Source organism: Streptomyces sp. SN-593, from assembly GCF_016756395.1.
In the GTDB taxonomy this organism is placed as follows: domain Bacteria; phylum Actinomycetota; class Actinomycetes; order Streptomycetales; family Streptomycetaceae; genus Actinacidiphila; species Actinacidiphila reveromycinica.
Genome location: NZ_AP018365.1, coordinates 7,156,586 through 7,181,104 on the forward strand (window position 1 = coordinate 7,156,586; position 24,519 = coordinate 7,181,104).

Here is a 24,519-nt window from a genome sequence, read left to right on the forward strand (position 1 = left end):
CGCCCGCGAACGCCGGTGCGGCGGGTTTCGCGGTACGCACCGGCGTGTTACGGGCGGCGCGGCGAAGACCGCGGGTTTCGGCCGAAAGGCCGCCGACGGCGTGACCCGCCGACCCTGCCGTCCTGCCGGCCGCGTGCGGGCGCGCCGCGCCCGCGTCCGGCCGCTCTTCGGCGCGGGGCCTTTCTCCCGTGCCGGGTGCCGTGGTCGGGCGCCGGGGGCCTTTCTCCCGTGCCGGGCGGGCCATCGTGCCTGCTCACGCCGCTGCCGGGGCCACGATCGGCACGCCGCGGACCGGATGCAGGATCTCCTGTCGGCGGGTCTTTCTCGGTGGACCATATCTTCAGCAGGATTATTGACAATAACGTCGACATGGGATTCAGTCGGGGCAGCAACGGGCCCGCCGAGGCGCCAGAGCGCCACCACCCCCCGCGCCTGGCGGGGCACCGCCCCACCGGCCATCGCCCCCCGCCCCTGCCGTCTTCGCCGCCGGCCGCCCCTGGAGGGCCCTGCCGGCACCCACCGCTTTCGACCGAATCCGACCGGCCTTCAACGGAGAATCCGGAACCACGATGAGCGAGACCGTCACGATAGACGCGCCGCCCGCGGCGCCCAAACCCCCTACCCCGTTCTACCGGGACCTGGCCGTCCAGGTCCTCGCAGGCGTCGCGCTGGGCGTCCTGGTGGGCAACTACGCCCCCTCTGTCGGGCGGCACACGCAGTTCCTCGGCGACATCTTCATCCACCTGATCCAGATGGTCGTCGGGCTGATCATCTTCTGCACGGTGACCCACGGCATCGCGAGCGTGCGGGACCTGGGGAAGGTCGGCCGGATCGCGGTCCGGGCGCTGGTGTACTTCGAGGTGATCACCACCGCGGCCCTGATCATCGGGCTGGTCGTGGTCAACGTGCTGCACCCGGGCTCGGGAGTGCACATCGACCTGTCGCACAACGGCGGGGCCGGCACCGCGCCGGCCAAGTCCGAGGGCTTCGACGACTTCCTGGTCGGCCTGGTCCCCACCTCGGCGGTGCAGGCGTTCGCCCAGGGCGACATCCTCCAGGTGCTGGTGTTCTCGGTGCTGTTCGCCTGCGGACTGGCCTCGCTGGGCGAGCGGAGCGCGCCGGTGCTGGAACTGGTCGGCACCGTCCAGAAGACGCTGTTCTGGATCATCGGCAAGGTGATGCGGATCGCGCCCCTGGCGGCCTTCGGCGCCATCGGCTACACCGTCTCCAAGTACGGCCTGGGCACGCTCACTTCGCTGGGCAAGCTGATCGGCGTCTTCTACCTGATCGTGCTCCTCTTCTTCCTCCTCGTCCTGTGGCCGGTCTCCCGGTACGCCGGGGTCAGCCTGCTGAAGGTGCTGCGCTACTTCCGCGCGGAACTGCTGCTGGTGCTGGGCACCAGCTCGTCGGAGAGCGTCTTCCCGCAGCTCACGTCGAAGCTGGAGCGGCTGGGCGTCGAGCAGTCGGTGGTCGGCCTGGTGCTGCCGACCGCGTACAGCTTCAACCACGACGGCACGTGCCTGTACTTCGCCTCGGTGAGCGTCTTCCTCGCCCAGGCCACCGGTACCGACCTGGGCTGGCAGGCGCAGATCGGCCTGCTGCTCATCCTGCTGCTCACGTCCAAGGGCGGGGCGGGGGTCTCCGGCTCGGCGATCGCCGTGCTGGCGCTGACGCTCAGCTCCACGCACAAGATCCCCGTGGACAGCATCGCGCTGGTGCTGGGCATCCACAGCATCCTGTCGGCCGCGTTCGTGTTCACCAACATCGCGGGGAACTGCGTGGCCACGCTGGTGGTCGGCAAGTGGGAGAACGCCATCGACCGGGTCCGGCTGCACAAGGAACTCGACGCCGGGTTCACGACCGCCGCGTGACGCCGGCGCCCCCGCCCCGCCCCCGGCCCGCCGGCATCCGCCGACGGGTCAGGGGACGAGGGAGGGGGCGCCGCCGGCGGTGGCGCGCACCTGTTCCAGGACGCTGTCGAGGTGTGCCCGCGTCGCCTTCTCGGCGGCGTCCGGGTCCCCGGCCACGATCGCGTCGATGATCGCCAGGTGCTGGGGGAGCGACTGGGCGGGCCGGCCCGCGCGGGCGGCCAACCGGAACTGGTGGCGCACCATCTGGGCGTTGAGCCGGTCGAGCAGCGACTCGGCCACCGTCTGGCCGCTCGCGGCGGCCACCCGCTCGTGCAGGCGGCGATTGAGGGCGGAGTAGGTGTCCAGGGCGCCTTCCGCGACGGCCGCGCGCATGCCCTCCCCGATCCCGCCGAGCGCCTGCCGGTCGTCGTCCGTCGCGTGGACGGCCGCCCGCCGCGCACACAGGACTTCGAGGGCGGAGCGGCACTCCGTGATCAGCACGGCGTCCTCGATCGAGACCACGCGGACCCGCGCGCCCCGGTTCGGGACCAGTTCCACCAGCCCCTCGGCGGCCAGTTCCTGGAGGGCCTCGCGGACCGAACTGCGGGTGACGCCGAAGCCGTCCGACAACTCCTGCTCCACCAGCCGCTGGCCGGGAACCATGTCCCCGGCCGCGAGCGCCTGGCGGACGCCCTGCTGCACCGCGCTCCGCCCCGCCCGCCCCGACTTCCGGTCCTGCGCCACTGCGACCGCCTCGTTGAGTTCCGCTGTTGTCCGCCGGGAAAATATATCCGGCCGACCCGCGGTCGCACGCGCTGTTCGGCAGGGTCCGCCGGACGCGCGGTGACGTGGTGGGGCGGTGGCCGACCCGGCCACCGCCCCACCACGTCACCGCGGGACGCGCCCTGCGGGCCCCCGCACGGTGGCCCGCGGCCTCACCCCGCCGGCCGCGAGGGGGCCGTCAGTTGCTGGAGGAACAGCTTGGACTCCTCGACGGCCTCCAACGACGAGTCCCGGCGCAGAATTCCCTGCTGGACCGTCCGGATACGCGGCGACGGCTCCATTCCCAATTCGTCGCGCAGGTTCTGGTGAAGCTGCTGGAAAGTCGCCAGCGCCTGCCCCGGCCGGCCCGACCGGTACAGCGCGACCATCAATAGCGAGTGGATATTCTCGTGCAGCGGGTGCTGCACCACGAGGCCGGACAGTTCGCCTATCACTTCGTGATGGCGCCCCAGCCGCAGATCGGCCTCAATACGCTGCTCCACGGTGCCCATGCGCTGTTCCTCGAGCGACACCTGATGGGCCAGCAGGTGCGGGCCGGTGCGCACGTCCACCAGTGCCGGTCCGCGCCAGCGGGCGAGTGCCTCGCGCAACGCCGCCGAGGCCCGGCCGTTGTCGCCTTCGGCCAGTGCACGGCGCCCGAGAGCGGCGTGCCGGGCGAAGTCCGTGGCGTCGTGGGTGCCTTCGTCCGCCGACAACTGGTATCCCCAGCCGGTGTACGTTAGCACCTCCTGGGCCACCGCGGCGCTGCTCACCCGGAGGCATTTCGCCAGCAGCCGCCGCAGCAGCACGATGTAGGTCTGCACCGTGGTGAGCGCGCTCGGCGGGGGAGAGCTTTCCCACAGTTCCTCGACCAGCAGGTCGACGGGGACGACGCGGCCGGCCCGAACCGCGAGTAACGCCAGTAATTGCCGGGGCTTTGGTGCGCTCGGTGCCGCGTCCCGGTCGCTGGCGCCGACGACCAGGGGCCCGAGAATCCCGATGTCCAATGCTTCCCCCACGGAAAACGCGTGCGAACAGGGAGTGGATTCGAGTATATCCGGTGCGAGTGAATGTGAATTCTAAAGTGGTCTTCCGCAGCATACGGCAGGCGACGCATCGGCTGTCAAGGGCACCAAGTTTTGCGCCGGAGTGGCCCGTTCTTGACTTCCGCTTGGTCGTGTCCCCGTTGACGATCTTCGCCGTGGACTTCGGAGCCGATGGCGAATGCCGGGCCGCGGTGTTTCCGGCCTGAGCTGGTCCGGATTGGGGGAAGCGTGCCGTATACGCGATTGATGCGCATCCCTGACGGTATTCGAGCTTCAGGGTTCTGTGGCCGGATTCCGGTGAGAATATTCGCCACGGTATACGAACATGTGTGGCCCTCGCCAGGGGTATGACACCGGAAAACGCGGGGCCCGCCGGAGCGTCGTCCGACGGGCCGTGCGCAGGTGCGCCGCCGACCGGTGAGGGCGGCCGGCGTGTGCGCCGACCGCCCTCACGGGTGCGGGAGTTGCCGCGATCGTTCAGGGCAGGGCGACCACCATCGCGGCGTGCGTCAGCCCGGCTCCGAAGCCGACGAGCAGGGCGAGGTCGCCGCTGCCGGCCCGGCCCTGGGCCACCATGCGTTCCATCGCCAGCGGGATGGAGGCGGCCGAGGTGTTGCCGGTGTCCGTCACGTCCCGGGACACCGCCACATGGGGAGGCAGTCCGAGGGCGGCCACCGCGGCGTCGACGATGCGCAGGTTGGCCTGGTGCGGGATGAACGCGCCCAGTTCCGCGGGGTCGGTCCCTGCCGCGGCGAGCGCCCGGCGGCAGACCTGCGGGACGGTCCCTATCGCCCACCGGTAGACGCTGGGGCCGTTCATCCGCAGGGTCGGCCAGGCGGCCTGGCCGTCCCGCAGTTCCAACCACGAACCGGAGTGCGCGATGGCCTCCCGGTGTCCGCCGTCGGACCCCCAGACCACCGGGCCGATCCCCGGGGTGTCGGCGGGCCCGACCACGACCGCTCCGGCGCCGTCGCCGAACAGGAACGCGGTCGCCCGGTCCCGCAGGTCGATGATGTCGGTCATCTTCTCCGAGCCGACCACCAGCACCCGCCGGGCGGCCCCCGTCCTGATCAGCGCGTCGGCCACCGCCAGCGCGTGCACGAAGCCGGCGCAGGCCGCGCTCACGTCCATCGCGCCGGCCGACGAGGCACCCGTCAGGTGGGCGATCTGCGGCGCGGCGGCGGGGGACTGCTCCAGGTGGGACATGGTCGCCAGCAGGACCATGTCCACCTCCTCGGCGGCCACCCCGGCCTGGGCGAGCGCCTTGAGCGACGCGGCGACCGCCATGCCGACCACGGTCTCCTCCGCGTCGCCGAAGCGGCGCGAGACGATCCCGGAGTGCCGGCGGATCCACTCGTCGCTGGAGTCGATCAGCTCCACGAGTTCGTCGTTCGGCACCACCCGGCCGGGCCGGTACGCGCCGACGCCCAGGATGCGCGAGCCGGCGGCCCCGGCGGCCGTGCCGATCGTGCCCGCCATCACGCCTCCCGCGCCGGTGCCGGGCCGAACTCGCCGTCCAGGTAGCGGCTGCGGGCCAGCCGGCGCTGCACCTTGCCGCTGGAGGTCTTCGGCAGCGCCCCGCGGCGCAGCAGCACTATCTCGTCGATCCGCAGCCGCTGCCGGTCCCAGACCGCGTCGTGCACCCGCGCCCGCAGCGCGTCGGCGCCGCCGTTGCGCAGCGCCCGGCCGTCGGCCTCGACCAGGAGCACCAGCCGCTCGGTCCGCCCGTCGTCCAGGGCGAAGGCCGCGGCGCAGTTGGGGTGCAGCGCCCGGTCCGACACCTCCGCCGACAGCTCTATGTCCTGCGGGTAGAAGTTGCGGCCCTGGTGGATGACCACGTCCTTCAGGCGGCCGGCGACGAAGACCTCGCCGTCGTGCAGGAAGCCCAGGTCGCCGGTCCGCAGCCAGGTGCCGCGCGCCTCCTGCCCGGCGATCCGGGCGCCGAAGGACTCGGCGCTCTCCGCCGGCCGCCCGTGGTAACCGCGGGCCACGCAGGGGCCGTTGATCCAGATCTCGCCGACCCGGCCGGCCGGCTGCTCCGTGCCGGTGCCGGGGTCCACGACGGCCACCCGCGAGGAGGGCACGGTCACCCCGGACCCCACCAGCCGCACACCGTCCGTCCCCGGCCCGGTCAGCGGCACCACCCGGCCGTCCTGGAGCGCGGCGGCGTCGGCGCGCAGCAGGGTGGGCGGGCGGTCCTCCGGGCTGCCGCTGAGCTTCAGGGTGTTCTCGGCCAGGCCGTACCCCGGGCACATCGCCTGCGGGCGGAAGCCGGCCGGGGCGTACGCCTCGGTGAAGTCCGCCACGGCCGTCCAGCGCACCGGTTCGGCGCCGTTGACCGCCACCCGCCAGGAGGACAGGTCCAGCCCGGCGGGCAGGCCGGTGTCGGCGACCGAGCGCACGCACAGCTCGTAGGCGAAGCTGGGCGCGGCGGCGTGGGTGCCGCGGAACCGGGAGATCGCCTCCAGCCAGCGCGCCGGCCGCCGGATGAACGACTGCGGGGCCATCAGGTAGGCGGGGACGCCGGTGAACAGCGGCATCACCACGCCGAACATCAGGCCCATGTCGTGGAAGAGCGGCAGCCAGTTGACCACCGTCCCGTCGGAGCGCACGGGCCACAGCTCCACGGTCTCCGCCACGTTGGCGCGGAAGTTGGCGTGCGTGACCTCGACGCCCTTGGGGTCCCCGGTGGAGCCCGAGGTGTACTGGAGCAGCGCGACGTCGTCCGGGCCGGGGAGGCGCACGGCCGGGGCGTCGTCCGGGACGTCCGGCAGCGACTCGGTGTCGATCACCGTCAGCCCGGTCAGCAGGTCGGCGAAGTGCTCCTCCACCTCCCGCTTGACGGCGGTCGTGGTGAGGATCGTCTTCGCGCCCGCGTCGTCGGCGATGCGGCGCGCGCGCTCCATGCCGCGGCGCCGGGTCGGCACCTGCACGGGCGCGCCCGCGGTCCCGGCGTACATGCACCCGAGCAGCGCGGCGACGAACTCCAGGCCGGACGGGTACAGCAGGACGGCGGTGCCGCCGGCCAGCCCCGCCGCCTCCAGCGCGGCCGCCCGGGCCCGGGCCGCCCGGTCGAGCCGTCCGTAGGTCAGGGTCTCCTCGGGGGTCTCGCCGTCGCGCAGGAAGACGTACGCGACGGTGTCCGGCTGCTGCTCGCTCCGCAGCCGCAACGCCTCGGGCAGGGTGGGGGCCAACTCGGCCGGCAGGGCGAGTTCCATGGCGGTCACGTGGGCTAACTCCTCCTGATGGGCCCGGTTACACGGACCGGAGCGGGTTGAGCTTCTGCTCACCCAGCCGGGCGCGTAGCTGGGGGTCGGTGACGCCGAGTCCCTCCTCGGGTGCCATGCACAGCACGCCGACCTTGCCGGTGTGCGCGTTCGTCTGCACCAGCCGGGTCGCCTCGCCGGCCTCGGCGAGCGGGTACACCGCGGACAGGACCGGGGAGAGCTTGCCGAGCTTGCTCAGCCGCATCGTCTCGGTCGCCTCGCTGAGGTTCATCCCGTGGCTGCCGATGATGCGCTTGAGGTTCATCCACAGGTAGCGGTTGTCGTAGTTGTGCTCGAAGCCGGAGCTCGACCCGCAGGTGACGACGGCGCCGCCGCGGCGGACCACGATGACCGACATGCCGAAGGTGGCCTTGCCGATGTAGTCGAAGACGATGTGCGGGTCCTCGCCCACCTCCTGGCGGATCGCGCGGCCCAGCCGCTTGGCGAGTTTCACCGTCGCCGGCCCGGGCTCCGGCTGCGTGCCGATGCCGATCTCCTGGCGGTTGATCACGACGTCGCAGCCGAGCTTGCGGGCGATCTCCGCCTTGCGCTCCGAGCTGACCACGCCGATCGGAACGCCGCCGCCGTTCTTGACCATCTGGACGGCGAACGAGCCGAGCCCGCCGGTCGCGCCCCAGATCAGCACGATGTCGCCCTGCTTCATCCGGGCGCCGTGCTCGCCGATCAGCATCCGGTAGGAGGTGCCGCCGCACAGCGGGATGCAGGCGGCCTCCTCCCAGCTCAGGTGGGCGGGCTTGGGCATGAGCTGGGCGGAGCGGACCACCGAGTAGTGCGCCAGGCCGCCGAAGTTGGTCTCGTAGCCCCACGCCCACATGTCGGAGAGCAGGCTGTCGTTGTGGGTGCGGGGGTCCTCGGTGTCCGCCACCACGGGGGAGACGGAGACCCGGTCGCCCACCTTCCAGCGGCGCACCCCGGAGCCGGTCCGCACGATGACGCCGGACGCGTCCGAGCCGAGCACGTGGTACGGCTGGTCGTGCCGCGCGTCCCAACCGCCGCCGCGGCCCAGCCGCTTCAGCGCGTCGAAGGTCGAGATGGGCTCGAACATCGCCGACCACACGGTGTTGTAGTTGATGGAGCTGGCCATCACGGCCACCAGCACCTCGTCGGGCGCCAGTTCCGGCATCGGCACCCGGCCCACCCGCACCGACTTGCGCACGTCCTTGCTGGCGCTGTCCATGCCGATGAACGCGTCGGCGTCCTCGGCCCGCAGATGCGCGGCGACGAAGTCCTCGGGGACCGGAATTCGGCTCAACTCGTCCGGGTCGGCGCCCCGGAGCACTGCCTCGGTCATGGGTTCCATGTAGCCTCACCTCGGGCCGGACGAAATTCCTGACATGCAGGATGACGAGGACGAAGCTACGGGAGTACGTTTGCGATAGACACCCCTAACCTTCGGCCCCGCGCACGGCGCGGTGAGCGCCACCGGCATTGCGGTGCCGCCTTTTCCCGGGGTTCGGCGCCGATAGCGGCCCGGTGTCGCGGTGCCTACTGTTCAGTACGGCGTAACCGATCATCCCGTGCCCGGGTCTTCGGCCGGAACCCCTAACTCCGTGCCCGAGGTTCACCCCTAGTCCGGGATTCACCCCTAGCGGGACCCGACCCCCCGCGACCTGCTTCCGTGCAGCTCAGGCGGCATATCAGAGCCGCGTCCAACCCCCTTCGCGGGACCCCGCGCAGCGGCCCGGGCGGTCCTTGGCGGTGCGGCTGCCCGGGGTGGGAAAGCGGCCCCGCGAGGGCCCCGACAACGACCGCACATTACTAGGGGCCGATAGGGGGACCGGGGCGGTTGGGGGCTTGGGTAGCCTACCTGGAAACGGGGTGCTGCGTACGCCTGGCAATTGAGATCGATGACGGGTTCTTCGAAGATCTCCAGTTCTCTTGATATGCCGACCTTGTATCGGACGTCGACCAGCTCGGGGCCGTGGGAGCGATAGTGAGTGACGACAAGTCCTTCGAGTATCTGAAGAAAGTGACTTCGGAGCTCAAGCGTACCCGGAACCGACTCTCGGAAATCGAGTCGAAATCCAGGGAGCCGCTCGCCGTCGTCGGGATGGCGTGCCGCTTCCCCGGCGGGGTCGCCGGCCCCGACGACCTGTGGCACCTGGTCGCCTCGGGCACCGACGCGGTGTCGCTCTTCCCCGCCGACCGCGGCTGGGACGTCGAGCAGCTCTACGACCCCACCGGCGACCGCCCCCACACCTCGCTCACCCGCGAGGGCGGATTCCTGGCCGCCGCCGCCGACTTCGACGCCGGGTTCTTCGGGATCTCCCCGCGCGAGGCGCAGGCGATGGACCCGCAGCAGCGGCTGCTGCTGGAGGTGTCGTGGGAGGCGCTGGAGCACGCCGGCATCGACCCGCGCACCCTCGCCGGCACCTCCACCGGCGTGTTCACCGGCCTGATGTACCACGACTACCCGGCCTCCGACCAACCGGACGCCGCCGAGGGCACCGGCTCGGCCGGCCTCGGCGCCAACGGCGCCGTCGCCTCCGGCCGGGTCTCCTACGTGCTGGGCCTGGAGGGCCCGGCCATCACCGTGGACACCGCCTGCTCCTCGTCGCTGGTCGCCATGCACTGGGCCGGGCAGGCGCTGCGCTCGGGCGAGTGCTCGCTCGCCCTGGCCGGCGGCGTGACCGTGATGGCGACCCCCAGCACGTACGTGGAGTTCAGCCGCCAGGGCGGCGCCGTGTCACCCGACGGCCGCTGCCGGGCGTTCTCCGAGGCGGCCGACGGCACCGGGTTCAGCGAGGGCGTCGGCATCCTCGTGCTGGAGCGGTTGTCGGACGCGCGGCGCAACGGGCACGAGGTGCTGGCCGTGGTCCGGTCGAGTGCGGTGAACCAGGACGGCGCGTCCAACGGCCTGACGGCGCCGAACGGTCCGTCGCAGCAGCGCGTGATCCGCCAGGCGCTGGCGTCGGCCGGACTGTCGCCGGCCGACGTGGACGCCGTGGAGGCGCACGGCACGGGCACGACCCTGGGCGACCCGATCGAGGCGCAGGCGCTGCTGTCCACCTACGGCCAGGGCCGCCCCGACGACCAGCCGCTGTGGCTCGGCTCGATCAAGTCCAACATCGGCCACACCCAGGCCGCCGCCGGCGTCGCCGGCGTCATCAAGATGGTGCAGGCGATGCGGCACGGCGTGCTGCCCCCCACCCTGCACGCCGACCTGCCCAGCTCGCACGTCGACTGGACGGCCGGCCAGGTCCGGCTGCTCACCGAGCCGCAGCCCTGGCCCGACGCCGGCCGCCCGCGCCGGGCCGGCGTGTCCTCCTTCGGCGTGTCCGGCACCAACGCGCACGTCATCATCGAAGCCGCCCCCGAGACCGAGGCCGAACCCCCCGCCGCGGACCGGCCCGGCGACGAGGACCCCGGACTGTTCGCCCCGCACACCGCGATGGCGTGGACCCTGTCCGCACGCAGCGCCAAGGCACTGGCCGGCCAGGCGGGACGCCTGCTGGAGCGTGTGCAGGACGCCCCGGAACTCGACCCCGCCGACGTGGGCTGGTCGCTGCTGCGCTCCCGCGCGCTGTTCGAGCACCGCGCCGTCGTCGTCGGCGCCGACCGGGCCGAGCTGACGGCCGGCCTGGCCGCGCTCGCCGCGGGCGAACCCGCCGCGAACGTCGTCACCGGCGCCGCCCGCTCCGGCGGCCGGGCCGTCTTCGTCTTCCCCGGCCAGGGCTCGCACTGGGAGGGCATGGCCAAGGAACTCCTCGCCACCTCACCGGTCTTCGCCGCGAAGGTCCAGGAGTGCGCCGAGGCGCTCGACCCGCTCGTCGACTGGTCGCTGCTGGAAGTGCTGCGCCACCCCGAGGAGTCCGCGGAGCTGCTGAGCCGCATCGACGTCTACCACCCGGTCTTCTTCACCATGATGGTGGCGCTGGCCGAGGTCTGGCGCGCCCTGGGCGTCGAGCCCGCGGCCGTCGTCGGGCACTCCCAGGGCGAGGTCGCCGCCGCCCACGTGGCCGGCGCGCTGTCCCTCAGCGACGCCTACCGCGTGGTCCTGGTGCGCGGCAACATCTTCGAGAACGTGCTGCTCGGCAAGGGCGCCATCGCCTCGGTCAAGCTGGGCCAGGAAGCGGTCGAGGAACAGATCGCCGGGTACGAACGGCTCTCCGTCGCCGGCGTCAACTCCCGCTCCGGGGTGACCGTCTCCGGCAGCATGGAGGACGTCAAGGCGTACCTCGCCGAGTGCGAGGCCGCCGGCGTCCCCGCCCGCATCCTCGGCATGGCCGCCTCCCACTCGCCCGCCCTGGAACCGCTGCGCGAGCGGCTGCTCGGCGAGCTGTCCTTCGTCCGCCCCCGGGCCGGCACCATCCCCATGTACTCCACCGTCGACGCCGCCCTGGTCGACACCGCCACCCTGGACGCCGAGTACTGGTACCGCAACCTGCGCTCACCGGTGCTGTTCGAGCAGACCACGCGCGTCCTGGTCGACGCCGGCTTCAGCGCCTTCGTCGAGGCCAGCTCGCACCCGGTGCTGACCGTGCCGCTCCAGGAGACCCTCGACACCTTCTACCCCGACCTCGCGGCCGACGCGGCGGTCACCGGGACGCTGCGCCGCAACGAGGGCGGCCCGGCCCGGATGCTGGCGTCCGCGGCCCACCTGTTCGCGCACGGCGTGCCGGTCGTCTGGGACGGCCTGTTCGCGGGCCGCCCGCCGCGCCGGGTCGAGCTGCCCACCTACGCCTTCCAGCACCGGCGGTTCTGGAACGCGCTCCCGGAGCCCGCGGCCGGCCGCGACCCGCTGGACACCCTGTTCTGGGAGTCCGTCGAGGGCGGACGGCTGGCCCAGTCCCTGGGTGTGGACGACGCGGTCGTCTCCGAGGTCGTGCCGGCCCTGCTGAGCTGGCGCGAGCGCCGGCAGCGGGAGGCGGCCGCCGACGACTGGACCTACCGCCAGTCCTGGGTGCCGGTCGACGGACTGCGGCAGGGCCCGCCCGCCGGCCGCTGGCTGGCCGTCGCGGACCGCGCCGACGACCCCTGGACCACCGGCGTCGCCGAGGCCCTCGGCCCCGACACGACCGTCCTCGCCCGGGCCGACGCGACCGCCGAACGGCTCGCCGCCCCCGGCTACGACGGCGTCGTCTGGCTGCCGCCCGCCGGTGCGGACGGCCCGGCGGCGACCCTCGCCCTGGTCCAGGCGCTGCGCGCGTCCGGGCAGGGCGCGCCGCTGTGGGTGCTCACCCGGGCCGCGGTGTCCGCCCGGCCCGGCGAACCCGTCAGCGGCATGTGGCAGGGCGGCATCTGGGGCCTCGGCCGCGTCGCCGCCCTGGAACTGCCGGACCTGTGGGGCGGGTTGGTCGACCTGCCCGAGGAGTTCGACGCCGCCGTCGCGGCCCGCCTGGGCGGCGCGCTGTCCACCGCCCACGGCGAGGACCAGCTCGCGGTCCGCGCCTCGGGCGTCGTGGCCCGCCGCCTCGTGCGCGCCGCCGTCCACGGCACCGGCGAGCCCTGGCACACCGGCGGGACCGCCCTGGTCACCGGCGGCACCGGCGGCCTCGGGGCGCACGTCGCCCGCTGGCTGGCGGAGCGCGGCGCCGAGCACCTGGTGCTGCTGTCGCGCCGCGGCCCGGACGCCCCGGGCGCGGCCGAACTGCGGGCCGAACTGGAACAGGCCGGCGCGCGTGTCAGCGTGCACGCCTGCGACGTGGCCGACCGCGAGGCCATGACCGCGATCGTCACCGGTCTGCCGGACGACCTGCCGCTGCGCACGGTGGTGCACGCCGCCGGCGTCGGCAGCGCACTCGTGCCGGTCGAGTCCCTGGACGCCGGCCAGTTGGAGTTCGAGCTGCGGGTCAAGGCCGAGGGCGCCCTGCTGCTGGACGAGTTGACCGAGGGCATGGACCTGGACGCGTTCGTGCTGTTCTCGTCGGGGGCGGCGTCCTGGGGCGGCAGCGGGCAGGGCGGTTACGCGGCGGGCAACGCCTGCCTGGACAGCCTGGCCGAGTACCGCCGGGCGCGGGGGCGTACCGCCACCTCCCTCGCCTGGGGCGGCTGGGCCGGCCCTGGCCTGACCGACATCGACGCCACCTTCGTGGACTACCTGCGGCGCATGGGCGTGCTCGCCATGCAGCCCGACCTCGCCGTCGCGGCCATGCAACGCGTCCTGGAACAGGACGAGACCACCGTCACCGTCTCCGACATGGACTGGACGAAGTTCGTCCCCGCGTTCACCCTGGCCCGCCCCAGCCGCCTGTTCGCCCTGCTCCCCGAAGCGGCCCCGGCCGCCGCCGAGCCGGCCGACGACGACGGCGGCGACTTCGCCGCCCGGGTGGCCGCCATGTCCGCGGCCGAGCGGCGCGCCTACCTGACCACCCTGGTCCGCGACCACGCCGCCGCCGTCCTCGGGCACGGCGGCGGCGACGAGATCGACCCCGGCCAGGCGTTCCGCGAGGTCGGCTTCGACTCGCTGACGGCGGTGGAACTGCGCAACCGGCTCCAGACCGCGACCGGCACCGGCCTGCCCGCCACCCTGGTCTTCGACTACCCGAGTGCGGCCCGGCTGGCCGGTTACCTCGCCGAGCGGTTCGGCGACGGCGCGGCGGCGCAACCGGACCTGCCCGCGCTGGTGCAGGCCACCGACGACCCGATCGCCGTGGTCGGCATGGCCTGCCGCTACCCCGGCGGGGTGACCGGCCCCGACGAGCTGTGGAACCTGGTCGCCACCGGCACGGACGCGATGAGCACCTTCCCGGACGACCGCGGCTGGGACCTGGAGGCGCTGTACGACCCGGCGGGCTACCGGCCGGGCGCGTCGGTCACCCGCGAGGGCGGCTTCGTGGACTCCGCGGTGGAGTTCGACGCGGGGTTCTTCGGGATCTCCCCGCGTGAGGCGCTGGCGATGGACCCGCAGCAGCGGCTGCTGCTGGAGGTGGCCTGGGAGTCGCTGGAGCACGCCGGCATCGATCCGGCGGGGCTCGCCGGGACGGCCACCGGCGTCTTCGTCGGCGCCGCGTCGTCCGGCTACCTGGAGGCCATCGACGGCCTGCCCGAGACCGAGAGCCACCGGATGACCAGCGGGCTGCTGTCCGTCATCTCCGGCCGGCTCTCCTACAGCCTGGGCCTGGAGGGCCCGGCGGTGACGGTGGACACCGCGTGCTCGTCGTCGCTGGTGGCCATGCACTGGGCCGGCCAGGCGCTGCGCTCGGGCGAGTGCTCGCTCGCCATCGCCGGCGGCGTGAACGTGCTCGTCAGCCCGGTCGGGTTCACCGAGTTCAGCAAGCAGGGCGGCCTCGCCGCCGACGGCCGCGTCAAGGCGTTCGCCGAGGCCGCCGACGGGACCAGTTGGTCCGAGGGCGCCGGCGTCGTGGTGCTGGAGCGGTTGTCGGACGCGCGCCGCAACGGGCACGAGGTGCTGGCCGTGGTCCGGTCGAGTGCGGTGAACCAGGACGGCGCGTCGAACGGGTTGACGGCGCCGAACGGTCCGTCGCAGCAGCGGGTGATCCGCCAGGCGCTGGCGGCGGCCTCCCTGGCACCGTCCGACGTGGACGTGGTGGAGGCGCACGGCACGGGCACGACACTGGGCGACCCGATCGAGGCGCAGGCGCTGCTGGCGACCTACGGCCAGGGCCGCCCCGAGGACCGGCCGTTGTGGCTGGGCACGATCAAGTCCAACATCGGCCACTCGCAGGCCGCCGCCGGTGCGGCCGGCGTCATCAAGATGGTGCAGGCCATCCGCCACGGCTCGCTGCCGCCCACCCTCAACGTGGACGAGCCGAGCACGAACGTGGACTGGAGCGAGGGCCGGGTGCGGCTGCTGACCGAGGAGCAGCCGTGGCCGGAGACCGGCCGCCCGCGCCGCGCGGGCGTGTCCTCCTTCGGCGTGTCCGGCACCAACGCGCACGTCATCATCGAGGCCGCGCCCGAGGTTGAGGTCGAGGCCGCCGCCGAGGACACGGACACGGACCCGGGCCCGGGAACGGGCGCGGAGGCGGGCCCCGGGACTGCCGCGGGAACGGGCGAGCACCCGGACGGCGGGAACGCCGGGCACCCGCGGGGCGCCGCACTCGGCACGGACGACACCGTGTGGGTCGTCTCCGGGCGCTCGGCGGACGCCGTGGCCGGCCAGGCGGAACGGCTGCTGGAGCGCGTCGAGCAGGACACGGGTCCGGACCCCGTGGACGTGGCCCACTCGCTGCTGACGTCCCGTTCCCTCTTCGAGCACCGTGCGGTGGTGGTGGGTGCGGATCGCTCGGAACTCGTCTCCGGGTTGCGGGCGTTGGCGGCCGGTGAGGCGGCGGGGAACGCGGTGGAGGGTGTGGCGCGGAGCGGCCGCCGGGTGGCGGTGTTGTTCACCGGTCAGGGTGCGCAGCGGCTGGGGATGGGGCGGGAGTTGTATGAAGAGTCGCCGGTGTTCGCGGCGGCCTTCGACGAGGTGGTGGCGGAGTTGGACCGGCATCTTGAGGTGCCGTTGCGGGAGGTGGTGTGGGGTGAGGACGCCGACGCGTTGAACTCCACCGGTTGGGCGCAGCCGGCGTTGTTCGCGGTCGAGGTGGCGTTGTTCCGGCTGTTGGAGTCGTTCGGGGTGAGGCCGGATTACCTGTTGGGGCACTCCATTGGTGAGGTGGCTGCGGCTTACGTTGCCGGGGTTTTCGATCTGGTGGATGCGTGCCGGTTGGTGGGGGCGCGGGCGCGTTTGATGCAGGCGCTTCCCTCGGGTGGGGCGATGGTGGCCATCGCCGCTTCCGAGGACGACGTGCTGCCGCATCTGTCCGACGGGGTGTCGGTGGCGGCGGTGAACGCGCCGGGTTCGGTGGTGGTCTCCGGTGAGGAGTCCGCTGTGCTCGCGGTCGGTGAGCATTTCAAGGCGGTGGGGGTGAAGACGACCCGGCTGCGCGTCTCGCACGCCTTCCACTCGGTCCTGATGGAGCCGATGCTGGACGACTTCCTGGCCGCGATCGCGGATGTGTCGTTCTCCGAGCCTCGGATCCCGGTGGTGTCGAACCTGACGGGTGAGCCGGCGGACATGACGTCGCCGAAGTACTGGGCACAGCAGGTGCGTTCGGCGGTCCGCTTCGCGGACGGACTGGCATGGCTGACGGCGCAGGGCGTGGACGCCTTCGTCGAGGCGGGACCGGACGCGGTGCTGGCCGGACTGGTGGAGTCCGACGGCGCCACCGCGGTGGCCGTGCAGCGCCGCGACCGCACCGGGGCCCGGACCGTCCTCCAGGCGCTGGCACGGTTGTTCGCGGAGGGCGTGCCGGTCGACTGGGACGGCCTGTTCGCGGGCCGCCCGCCGCGCCGGGTCGAGCTGCCCACGTACGCCTTCCAGCGGCGCCGTTACTGGCCGGAGGGCGGCACGGCCGCCGCCGACGTGGCGGCCGCCGGCCTGATGGCGGTCGAACACCCGCTGCTGGGCGCGGTGGTGCCGTCGCCCGAGGGCGGCGGGGTGGTGTTCACCTCGCGGCTGTCGGTCGCGTCGCAGCCGTGGCTGGCCGACCACGCCGTGCAGGGTGTGGTGCTCTTCCCGGGCACCGGTTTCGTGGAACTCGCGGTGCACGCCGCGGACGCGGTCGGCTGCGGCCGGGTCCGCGAGGTGATCGTGGAGGCGCCGCTGGTGCTGCCGGAGCGCGGCGGCGTGCAGGTCCAGGTGGTCGTCGGCGAACCCGAGGACGGCCGGCGCCCGTTCACGGTGTACGCGCGCCCCGACACGGGCGGCGAGCAGCCCTGGGTCCGGCAGGCCAGCGGTGCCGTGGACGACGCGGCCGGGGCCGACGCGGCCGGGTTCGAGGCGCTGGCCGGCGTGTGGCCCCCGGCGGGCGCGGACGTGCTGGAGACCGACGGGATCTACGAGCGGATCGCCGAGCAGGGCTTCGTGTACGGCCCCTCGTTCCGCGGCCTGGCCCGCGCCTGGCGCCGCGACGGGCAGGTCTTCGCCGAAGTGGCGCTGCCCGAGGCGCAGTCGGGCCGGGCGGGCGCTTTCGGCCTGCACCCGGCGCTGCTGGACGCGGTGATGCACGCGCTGGCCTTCGTGGACCTGGAGCCGGCGGAGTTCGGCCGGCTGCCGTTCAGCTTCGGCGACGTGGCGCTGCACGCCTCCGGCGCGGGGCGGGTGCGCGCCTGCCTGACGCGGACCGGACCCGACTCGGTGGCGATCGCCGTGGCCGACGAGGCCGGTGACGCGGTGCTGTCGCTGGGCTCGCTGGTGGTACGCCCGCTGACCCCGCAGGCGCTGAGCGCCGCGGGCGGCGGCCGGGACGAGGCCGTCCTGGCCCCGCGGTGGACTGCGCTGGACACGCAGGACCCGGCGCTGGACGACTGGGAGAGCGTGGCCGCCGCAGTCGTGGCGGGGCCCGGCCAGCGCGTGGACTGGCTGCCGGGCGCGGTGCTGCACCCGCACGCCGGGGACGTGGTGTCGGACGCGGCACTGCCGCTGGTGATCGCCGTGACCGGTGGCGACCGCCCGGTCGAGGGGGCCCACGAGGCCACCCGGTGGATGCTGGACCAGCTCCAGACCTGGCAGTCCGGGGCCCGGGAGCTCGTCGTGGTGACCTCGGGCGCGGTGGCCGCCGGCCCCGACGAGTCGGTCACCGACCTGGGCGCCGCCGCGGTATGGGGCCTGGTGCGTTCGGCGCAGGCGGAGAACCCCGGCCGGATCACCCTGGTCGACACCGACGCCGCCACCGGCATGACGGCCGGCCTGCTGGCCGCCGCGCGCGCCACCGGGGAGCCGCAACTCGCGGTACGGGCGGGCCGGTTGCACGCGGCGCGGTTGGCGCGTGCGGATGTCGGGCTGGTGGCGCCGGAGTCGGGTGCCTGGCACCTGGACTCCATGGCGAAGGGGACGTTGGAGAACCTGCGGTTGGTGCCGTTCCCGGAGGCGGAGCGGGCGTTGTCCGACGGTGAGGTGCGGATCGAGGTGCGGGCGGCGGGGTTGAACTTCCGCGACGTCCTCAACGCCCTGGGCATGTACCCGGGCGAGGCGGGCCCGTTGGGCGGCGAGGTGGCCGGCGTGGTGACCGAGGTCGGCGCGGGCGTGTCCGACCTGCGGGTCGGCGACCGCGTCATGGGCCTGAGCGACGGCGGTCTCGGCTCCGTCACCGTGACCGACCGGCGGCTGGTCGCGCCGATCCCGTCGGGCTGGTCGTACACGACGGCCGCGTCGGTGCCGACGGTCTTCCTGACCGCGTACTACGGACTGGTGGACCTGGCCGGGGTGCGGTCGGGCGAGCGGGTGCTGGTGCACGCGGGCGCCGGCGGCGTCGGCATGGCCGCGCTGCAACTCGTCGCGCACCTGGGCGCCGAGGCGTACACGACCGCGAGCGAGGGCAAGTGGCCGGCGCTGCGGGAGCGGGGGGTGGAGGCGGCGCGTCTGGCGTCGTCGCGGACGCTGGACTTCGAGGAGGCGTTCCTGCGGGAGACCGGGGGGCGCGGGGTGGACGTGGTGCTGAACTCCCTGACGGGGGAGTTCATCGACGCGTCGCTGCGGTTGATGCCGGGTGGCGGCCGCTTCGTCGAGATGGGCAAGGCCGACCTCCGCACCGACGAGCAGATCGGCGCCGTGCACCCGGGCATCAGCTACCACACCTACGACCTGGTGCAGGCCGGGCCCGACCGGGTCCAGCAGATGTTGCTGGAGTTGGTGGGGTTGTTCGAGTCGGGTGTGTTGGTGCCGTTGCCGGTGGTGGAGTGGGATGTGCGGCGGGCGCCGGAGGCGTTCCGGTTCATGAGTCAGGCGCGGCATGTGGGCAAGATCGTGTTGACGGTGGGTCGGCGGGTGGTGGGTGAGGGGGCGGTTCTGGTCACTGGGGGGACTGGTGGTCTGGGGGGTGTGGTGGCGAGGCATCTGGTGGTGGAGCACGGGGTGCGGGATCTGGTGTTGGTGTCGCGTCGGGGGTTGGGGGCGCCGGGTGCGGAGGAGTTGGTGGCGGAGCTTTCGGGTCGGGGTGCTCGGGTGGAGGTGGTGGCGTGTGATGTGAGTGATCGTGAGGCGTTGGCGGGGGTGGTGGCGGGGATGTGTGCGTCGGGTGTGTTGGCGGGTGTGGTGCATACGGCGGGTGTGGTGGATGACGGGTTGGTGTCGTCGTTGTCGGGGGAGCGGTTGGGTCCGGTGTTGGCGCCGAAGGTGGATGCGGGGTGGTGGCTGCATGAGTTGACGCGGGGGTTGGATCTGTCGTTGTTCGCGGTGTTCTCGTCGATGTCGGGTCTGGTGGGGGCTCCGGGGCAGGGCAACTACGCGGCGGCGAACGTGTTCCTGGACGCGTTGGTGGAGCGGCGTCGGAGTGAGGGGCTGCCGGGCGTGTCGATGGTCTGGGGTCCGTGGACCCCCGAGGTCGGCCTCACCGGCGCCCTGTCCGAGGCCGATCTCCGCCGGCTGCACAGCTCCGGTACGCCGCCGTTGTCGGTGGAGCAGGGCATGCGGCTGTTCGACCAGGCCGTGCTCGCGGACGCGCCCGTCCTCGCGCTCACCCGCCTCGACGCCGCCGTGCTGCGCGGCCAGGCCGACCTGCCCGTGATGCTCCGGGAACTGGTCGGGGCCAGGCCGCGGCGGGCCGCGGCCGGCGCACGGCAGCAGTCCGGGGGCCTCGCGGGGCAGTTGGCCGGGCTCAGTGCCCAGCAGCGCGACCAGCACCTGCTGGCCCTGGTCCGCGACAACGTCGCGGTCGTCCTCGGCCACGGCGGCGGTCAGGACGTCGATCCCGGCCAGGCGTTCCGGGAGGCGGGCTTCGACTCGCTGACGGCCGTGGAACTGCGCAACCGCCTCCAGAGCGCGACCGGCCTCGCACTGCCGGCCACGCTCGTCTTCGACTACCCCAACGCGACCCGGCTCGCCGCCTTCCTCGCCGAGCAGTTCGGCGACGCCGCCGAGCCCGCCGCCCGGCCGGACCTGCCCGCGCTGGTCTCGGTGACCGACGACCCGATCGTCGTCGTGGGCATGGCCTGCCGCTTCCCCGGCGGTGTGACCGGCCCCGACGACCTGTGGGACCTGGTCGCCTCCGGCACGGACGCGATGTCCCCCTTCCCGGCGGACCGCGGCTGGGACCTGGACGGCCTCCACGACCCGACGGGCACCCGCCCGAACACGTCCGTGGCCGACGAGGGCGGGTTCCTGGCCTCCGCCGCCGACTTCGACGCCGGGTTCTTCGGGATCTCCCCGCGCGAGGCGCTGGCGATGGACCCGCAGCAGCGCATGGTCCTCGAAGTGGCCTGGGAGGCGCTGGAGCACGCGGGCATCGACCCGACCGGACTCGGCGGCACCCCGGCCGGCGTCTTCGTCGGCAGCTACCACTCCGGCTACAGCGACCTCGTCGTGGAGTCCGGCGGCGACGCGCAGGCCCAACTGCTCACCGGCGCCGCGCAGAGCGTGCTGTCCGGGCGGGTCTCCTACGTCCTCGGGCTGGAGGGCCCGGCGGTGACGGTGGACACCGCGTGCTCGTCGTCGCTCGTCGCGATGCACCTGGCGAGCCAGTCGCTGCGCTCGGGCGAGAGCACGCTCGCGCTGGCGGGCGGCGTGACCGTGATGGCCACCCCCGGGACGTTCGTGGAGTTCAGCCGGCAGGGCGGGCTCGCGGCCGACGGGCGCTGCAAGGCGTTCGCCGAGTCCGCCGACGGCACCGGCTGGTCCGAGGGCGCGGGCATCGTGGTGCTGGAGCGGTTGTCGGACGCGGAGCGGAACGGGCATCGGGTGCTGGCGGTCATGCGCTCCAGCGCGGTGAACCAGGACGGTGCGTCGAACGGGTTGACGGCGCCGAACGGTCCGTCGCAGCAGCGGGTGATCCGCCAGGCGCTGGCCGCCGCGGGGCTCTCACCGGCCGACGTGGACGCCGTGGAGGCGCACGGCACCGGCACCTCGCTGGGCGACCCGATCGAGGCACAGGCGGTGCTGGCCGCCTACGGACAGGACCGCCCCGAGGACCGGCCGCTCTGGCTCGGCTCGGTCAAGTCCAACCTGGGCCACACGCAGGCGGCGGCCGGTGTCGTGGGCGCCATCAAGATGGTGCAGGCGCTGCGTCACGGGGTGCTGCCCCGGACCCTGCACGTGGACGAGCCGAGCACGCACGTGGACTGGGGCCAGGGCCGGGTGCGGTTGCTGACGGAGTCGGTGCCGTGGCCGGAGAACGGGCACCCGCGGCGGGCGGGTGTCTCCTCGTTCGGGATCTCGGGGACGAACGCGCACGTGATCTTGGAGGCGGCTCCCGCGGTGGAGTCCGAGGTCGAGGCGCGGGTCGAGGTCGCGGGAGAGGCTGGGGCCGAGTCCGAGTCCGGGTCGGGGTCGGTGTGGGTGGTGTCGGGTCGTTCGGAGGGGGCGTTGCGGGCGCAGGCGGAGCGGTTGTTGTCTGTGGCCGAGGGGCTGGATCCGGTGGATGTGGGTGGGGCGTTGTTGTCGCGGTCGGTGTTCGAGCACCGTGCGGTGGTGGTGGGCAGTGGGCGTGAGGAACTGACGGCGGGGTTGCGGGCGTTGGCGGCCGGTGAGGTGGCGGGCAACGCGGTGGAGGGTGTGGCGCGGAGCGGCCGCCGGGTGGCGGTGTTGTTCGCGGGTCAGGGTGCGCAGCGGCTGGGAATGGGCCGCCGGCTGCACGAGGAGTCGCCGGTGTTCGCGGCGGCCTTCGACGAGGTGGTGGCGGAGTTGGACCGGCACCTCGAGGCGCCGTTGCGGGAGGTGCTGTGGGGCGAGGACGCCGAGGCGTTGAACTCCACCGGTTGGGCGCAGCCGGCGTTGTTCGCCGTGGAAGTGGCGCTGTTCCGGCTGCTCGAATCCTTCGGCGTCACACCGGATTACCTGCTGGGGCACTCCATCGGTGAGGTGGCCGCGGCTTACGTCGCCGGGGTGTTCGATCTGGTGGATGCGTGCCGGTTGGTGGCCGCGCGGGCCCGTTTGATGCAGCAGCTTCCCTCGGGTGGGGCGATGGTGGCCATCGCCGCTTCCGAGGACGACGTGCTGCCGCTCTTGTCGGACGGGGTCTCTGTCGCGGCGGTGAACGCGCCGGGTTCGGTGGTGGTCTCCGGTGAGGAGGGCGCTGTGCTCGCGGTCGGTGAGCATTTCAAGGCGTTGGGGGTGAAGACGACCCGGCTGCGGGTGTCGCACGCCTTCCATTCGGCGTTGATGGAGCCGATGGTGGACGACTTCCTGGCGGCGATCGCGGAGGTGTCGTTCTCCGAGCCGCGGATCCCGGTGGTGTCGAATCTGACGGGTGAGCCGGCGGACATGACGTCGCCGAAGTACTGGGCGCAGCAGGTGCGTTCGGCGGTCCGCTTCGCGGACGGACTGGCGTGGCTGACCGCGCAGGGTGTGGACGTGTTCGTGGATGCGGGTCCTGATGGTGTGGTGGCGGGTCTGGCGCAGGCGAACGCGTCGGATGCGGTGGCGGTGGCGTTGATGCGCAAGGACCGTGGGGGTCTGGACACGGCGTTGCTGGCCGCTGGTGACCTGTTCGTGCACGGGGTGCCGGTGGAGTGGGCGGGTCTGGTCGGTGGGCGGGGGGCGGAGTGGGTCGAGCTGCCGACGTACGCCTTCCAGCGCCGCCGCTACTGGCCCGACGCGGCTGTTCCGACGACGGGTCAGGAGCCGGGCCGCGACCCGCTGGACGCGCTGTTCTGGGAATCCGTCGAGCACGGGCGGCTGGCCGAGTCGCTGGGTGTCGACGACGCCGCGGTCTCGGGCGTCGTGCCCGCCCTGCTGGACTGGCGCGAGCGGCGCCGCCGCGAGATGGCGGCCGACGACTGGCGCTACGACCAGCGCTGGGTCCCGGTCGACGGTGTCCCGCGCGGCGCCACGGCGGACCGCCGGCTGGTGGTCGTGCCCGCCGGGGCGGACGCCTGGACCCGCGGAGTCGTGGACGCGCTGGGCGACGGCGTGACCGTCCTGGAGGCCGAGGCGGCGGACGCGGACCGGCTGGCCGCCGAGGGCGCGGAGTGCACCGCCGTGGTGTGGCTGCCGCCCGCCGAGGAGTCCGGGGTCGCGGCGACGCTGCGCCTGGTCCAGGAACTGCGCGGGGCCGGGGTGCCGGCTCCCCTGTGGGTGGTCACCCGCGGCGCGGTCGCCGCCCGGCCGGACGACCGGGTCGACGGCGTCTGGCACGGCGGTGTCTGGGGCCTCGGCCGTGTCGCGGCCCTCGAACTGCCCGACCTGTGGGGCGGGTTGGTGGACCTGCCCGAGGAGGTGGACGGGACGGTGGCAGCCCGGCTGTCGGGCGTGCTGTCCGGCGGCCACGGCGAGGACCAGCTCGCCGTCCGTGCCTCGGGCGTCCTCGCCCGCCGACTGGTCCACGCGACCGGCCGGGACGGCGCCGCGGAGCCGTGGCGTACCGGCGGGACGGCGATCGTCACCGGCGGGACCGGCGGTCTGGGCGGCCGCGTGGCCCGCTGGCTGGTGGACCGCGGCGCCGAGCACCTGGTGCTGCTCTCGCGCCGGGGCGCCGACGCCCCCGGGACCGCGGACCTCACGGCGGGGCTCGAAGCCGCGGGCGCCCGGGTCACGGTGGTCGCCGGCGACGTGGCCGACCGGGCGGTGCTGGCCGAGGCGTTCGCCGCGGTGCCGGCGGACCTGCCGCTGCGGACGGTGGTGCACGCCGCGGGCGTGGGCAACGCGTTCACGCCGTTGGAGTCCATGACGCCCGAGCGGCTCGCGGACGAGCTGCGGGTCAAGGCCGGCGGCGCGCTGCTGCTGGACGAGTTGACCGAGGGCATGGACCTGGACGCGTTCGTGCTGTTCTCGTCGGGTGCGGCGTCCTGGGGCGGCAGCGGGCAGGGCGGTTACGCGGCGGGCAACGCCTGCCTGGACAGCCTGGCCGAGTACCGGCGGGCCCGGGGCCGTACCGCCACGTCGGTGGCCTGGGGCACCTGGGCCGAGGTCGGGATGGCCGCGGGCAGTTCCGACGGCCACGACCACCTGGCGCGCCTGGGCGTCTCCGCCATGGCGCCCGACCTCGCGATCATCGCTCTGCAACGGGTGATCGAGGACGACGCGGCCACGGCCACCGTCTCCGCCATGGACTGGTCCACCTTCGCCCCGGCGTTCACCCTGGCGCGCCCCAGCAACCTCTTCGCCCTGCTTCCCGAGGCCGTCCCGGCGGCCCCGGACGCGGCCGAGGCGGACACCGGGTTCGCTCAGCACCTCGCGGCGCTGCCGGACGAGGAGCGGCGCGAGGAACTGCTCGCCCTGGTCCGGGAGCACACCGCGGCCGTGCTCGGCCACGACAGCGCCAGGGACGTCGATCCCGCCCAGGCGTTCCGCGACGCCGGGTTCGACTCGCTCACCGCGGTCGAGCTGCGCAACCGGTTGCAGCGGCGTACCGGGCTCGCGCTCCCCGCGACGCTCGTCTTCGACCACCCGAACCCGAACCGGCTCGTCGACCACCTGGCCGGGGAACTGGTCGGCGGCGGGGACGCGGCGGGCGGACTGGACGAGCTGAGGGACCGGTTGCAGACGTTCGCCGCCGACCCGGCGGTCCGCGAGGACCTGGAGGCGATGCTGCGCCAGGTGCTCGGCGCCGTCGAGGACGCGACCGCCGCGCAGCGCGGCGACATCGACGCCGCCTCCGACGAGGAGCTGTTCTCCATGGTCGACCAGGGGAGCAGTTGGATGTCCGATTCTTCGTCGACCGCCGACCACGAGTGACAACGGGAATTCGAGGACTC

At 73.6% G+C, this 24,519-nt stretch carries 7 protein-coding genes; 2 read left to right on the forward strand and 5 right to left on the reverse strand.

Features of this window, described 5'->3' with window-relative positions:
• The first annotated feature begins 569 nt into the window (after positions 1-569).
• Positions 570-1,871: a cation:dicarboxylate symporter family transporter gene (locus RVR_RS30960; protein ID WP_202237202.1), complete on the forward strand. Its 1,302-nt coding sequence runs from the start codon at positions 570-572 to the stop codon at positions 1,869-1,871.
• 48 nt (positions 1,872-1,919) lie between these two features.
• Here the strand turns inward: RVR_RS30960 and RVR_RS30965 are convergent, their stop codons facing one another.
• The 5 genes from RVR_RS30965 to ccrA all read right to left on the reverse strand — a co-directional run bounded on the left by RVR_RS30965 (position 1,920) and on the right by ccrA (position 8,245).
• Positions 1,920-2,594 carry a GntR family transcriptional regulator gene (locus tag RVR_RS30965; protein ID WP_202237203.1) on the reverse strand — a complete coding sequence of 225 codons (675 nt, stop codon included), beginning with the start codon at positions 2,592-2,594 and terminating at the stop codon, positions 1,920-1,922.
• A 191-nt stretch (positions 2,595-2,785) separates the two neighbouring features.
• A complete protein-coding gene (locus tag RVR_RS30970) occupies positions 2,786-3,619 on the reverse strand; it encodes an AfsR/SARP family transcriptional regulator (protein WP_202237204.1) in 834 nt (277 codons plus the stop codon).
• Between the two features lie 516 nt (positions 3,620-4,135).
• Complete coding sequence (locus tag RVR_RS30975; RefSeq protein WP_202237205.1) at positions 4,136-5,137, reverse strand: beta-ketoacyl-ACP synthase III; 1,002 nt, start codon at positions 5,135-5,137, stop codon at positions 4,136-4,138.
• The gene (locus RVR_RS30980; RefSeq protein WP_202239406.1) at positions 5,137-6,876 is read right to left on the reverse strand and encodes a fatty acyl-AMP ligase; all 1,740 of its coding nucleotides are present in this window, start codon (positions 6,874-6,876) and stop codon (positions 5,137-5,139) included. Before RVR_RS30980 ends, RVR_RS30975 begins: the two co-directional genes overlap by 1 nt.
• A gap of 37 nt (positions 6,877-6,913) precedes the next feature.
• The gene (gene ccrA / locus RVR_RS30985) at positions 6,914-8,245 is read right to left on the reverse strand and encodes a crotonyl-CoA carboxylase/reductase (RefSeq protein WP_202237206.1); all 1,332 of its coding nucleotides are present in this window, start codon (positions 8,243-8,245) and stop codon (positions 6,914-6,916) included.
• Positions 8,246-8,878: 633 nt separating this feature from the next.
• Here ccrA and RVR_RS30990 point away from each other — a divergent pair.
• A complete protein-coding gene (locus tag RVR_RS30990; protein WP_430393197.1) occupies positions 8,879-24,499 on the forward strand; it encodes a type I polyketide synthase in 15,621 nt (5,206 codons plus the stop codon).
• The last annotated feature ends 20 nt before the right edge of the window (positions 24,500-24,519 follow it).

Bases quoted from the DNA above. Each gene is read 5' to 3' on its own strand.
- RVR_RS30960 (WP_202237202.1), top strand. From the start codon at position 570: ATGAGCGAGACCGTCACGATAGACGCGCCGCCCGCGGCGCCCAAACCC.
- RVR_RS30975 (WP_202237205.1), bottom strand. From the start codon at position 5,137: ATGGCGGGCACGATCGGCACGGCCGCCGGGGCCGCCGGCTCGCGCATC.
- RVR_RS30980 (WP_202239406.1), bottom strand. From the start codon at position 6,876: ATGGAACTCGCCCTGCCGGCCGAGTTGGCCCCCACCCTGCCCGAGGCG.
- ccrA (WP_202237206.1), bottom strand. From the start codon at position 8,245: ATGGAACCCATGACCGAGGCAGTGCTCCGGGGCGCCGACCCGGACGAG.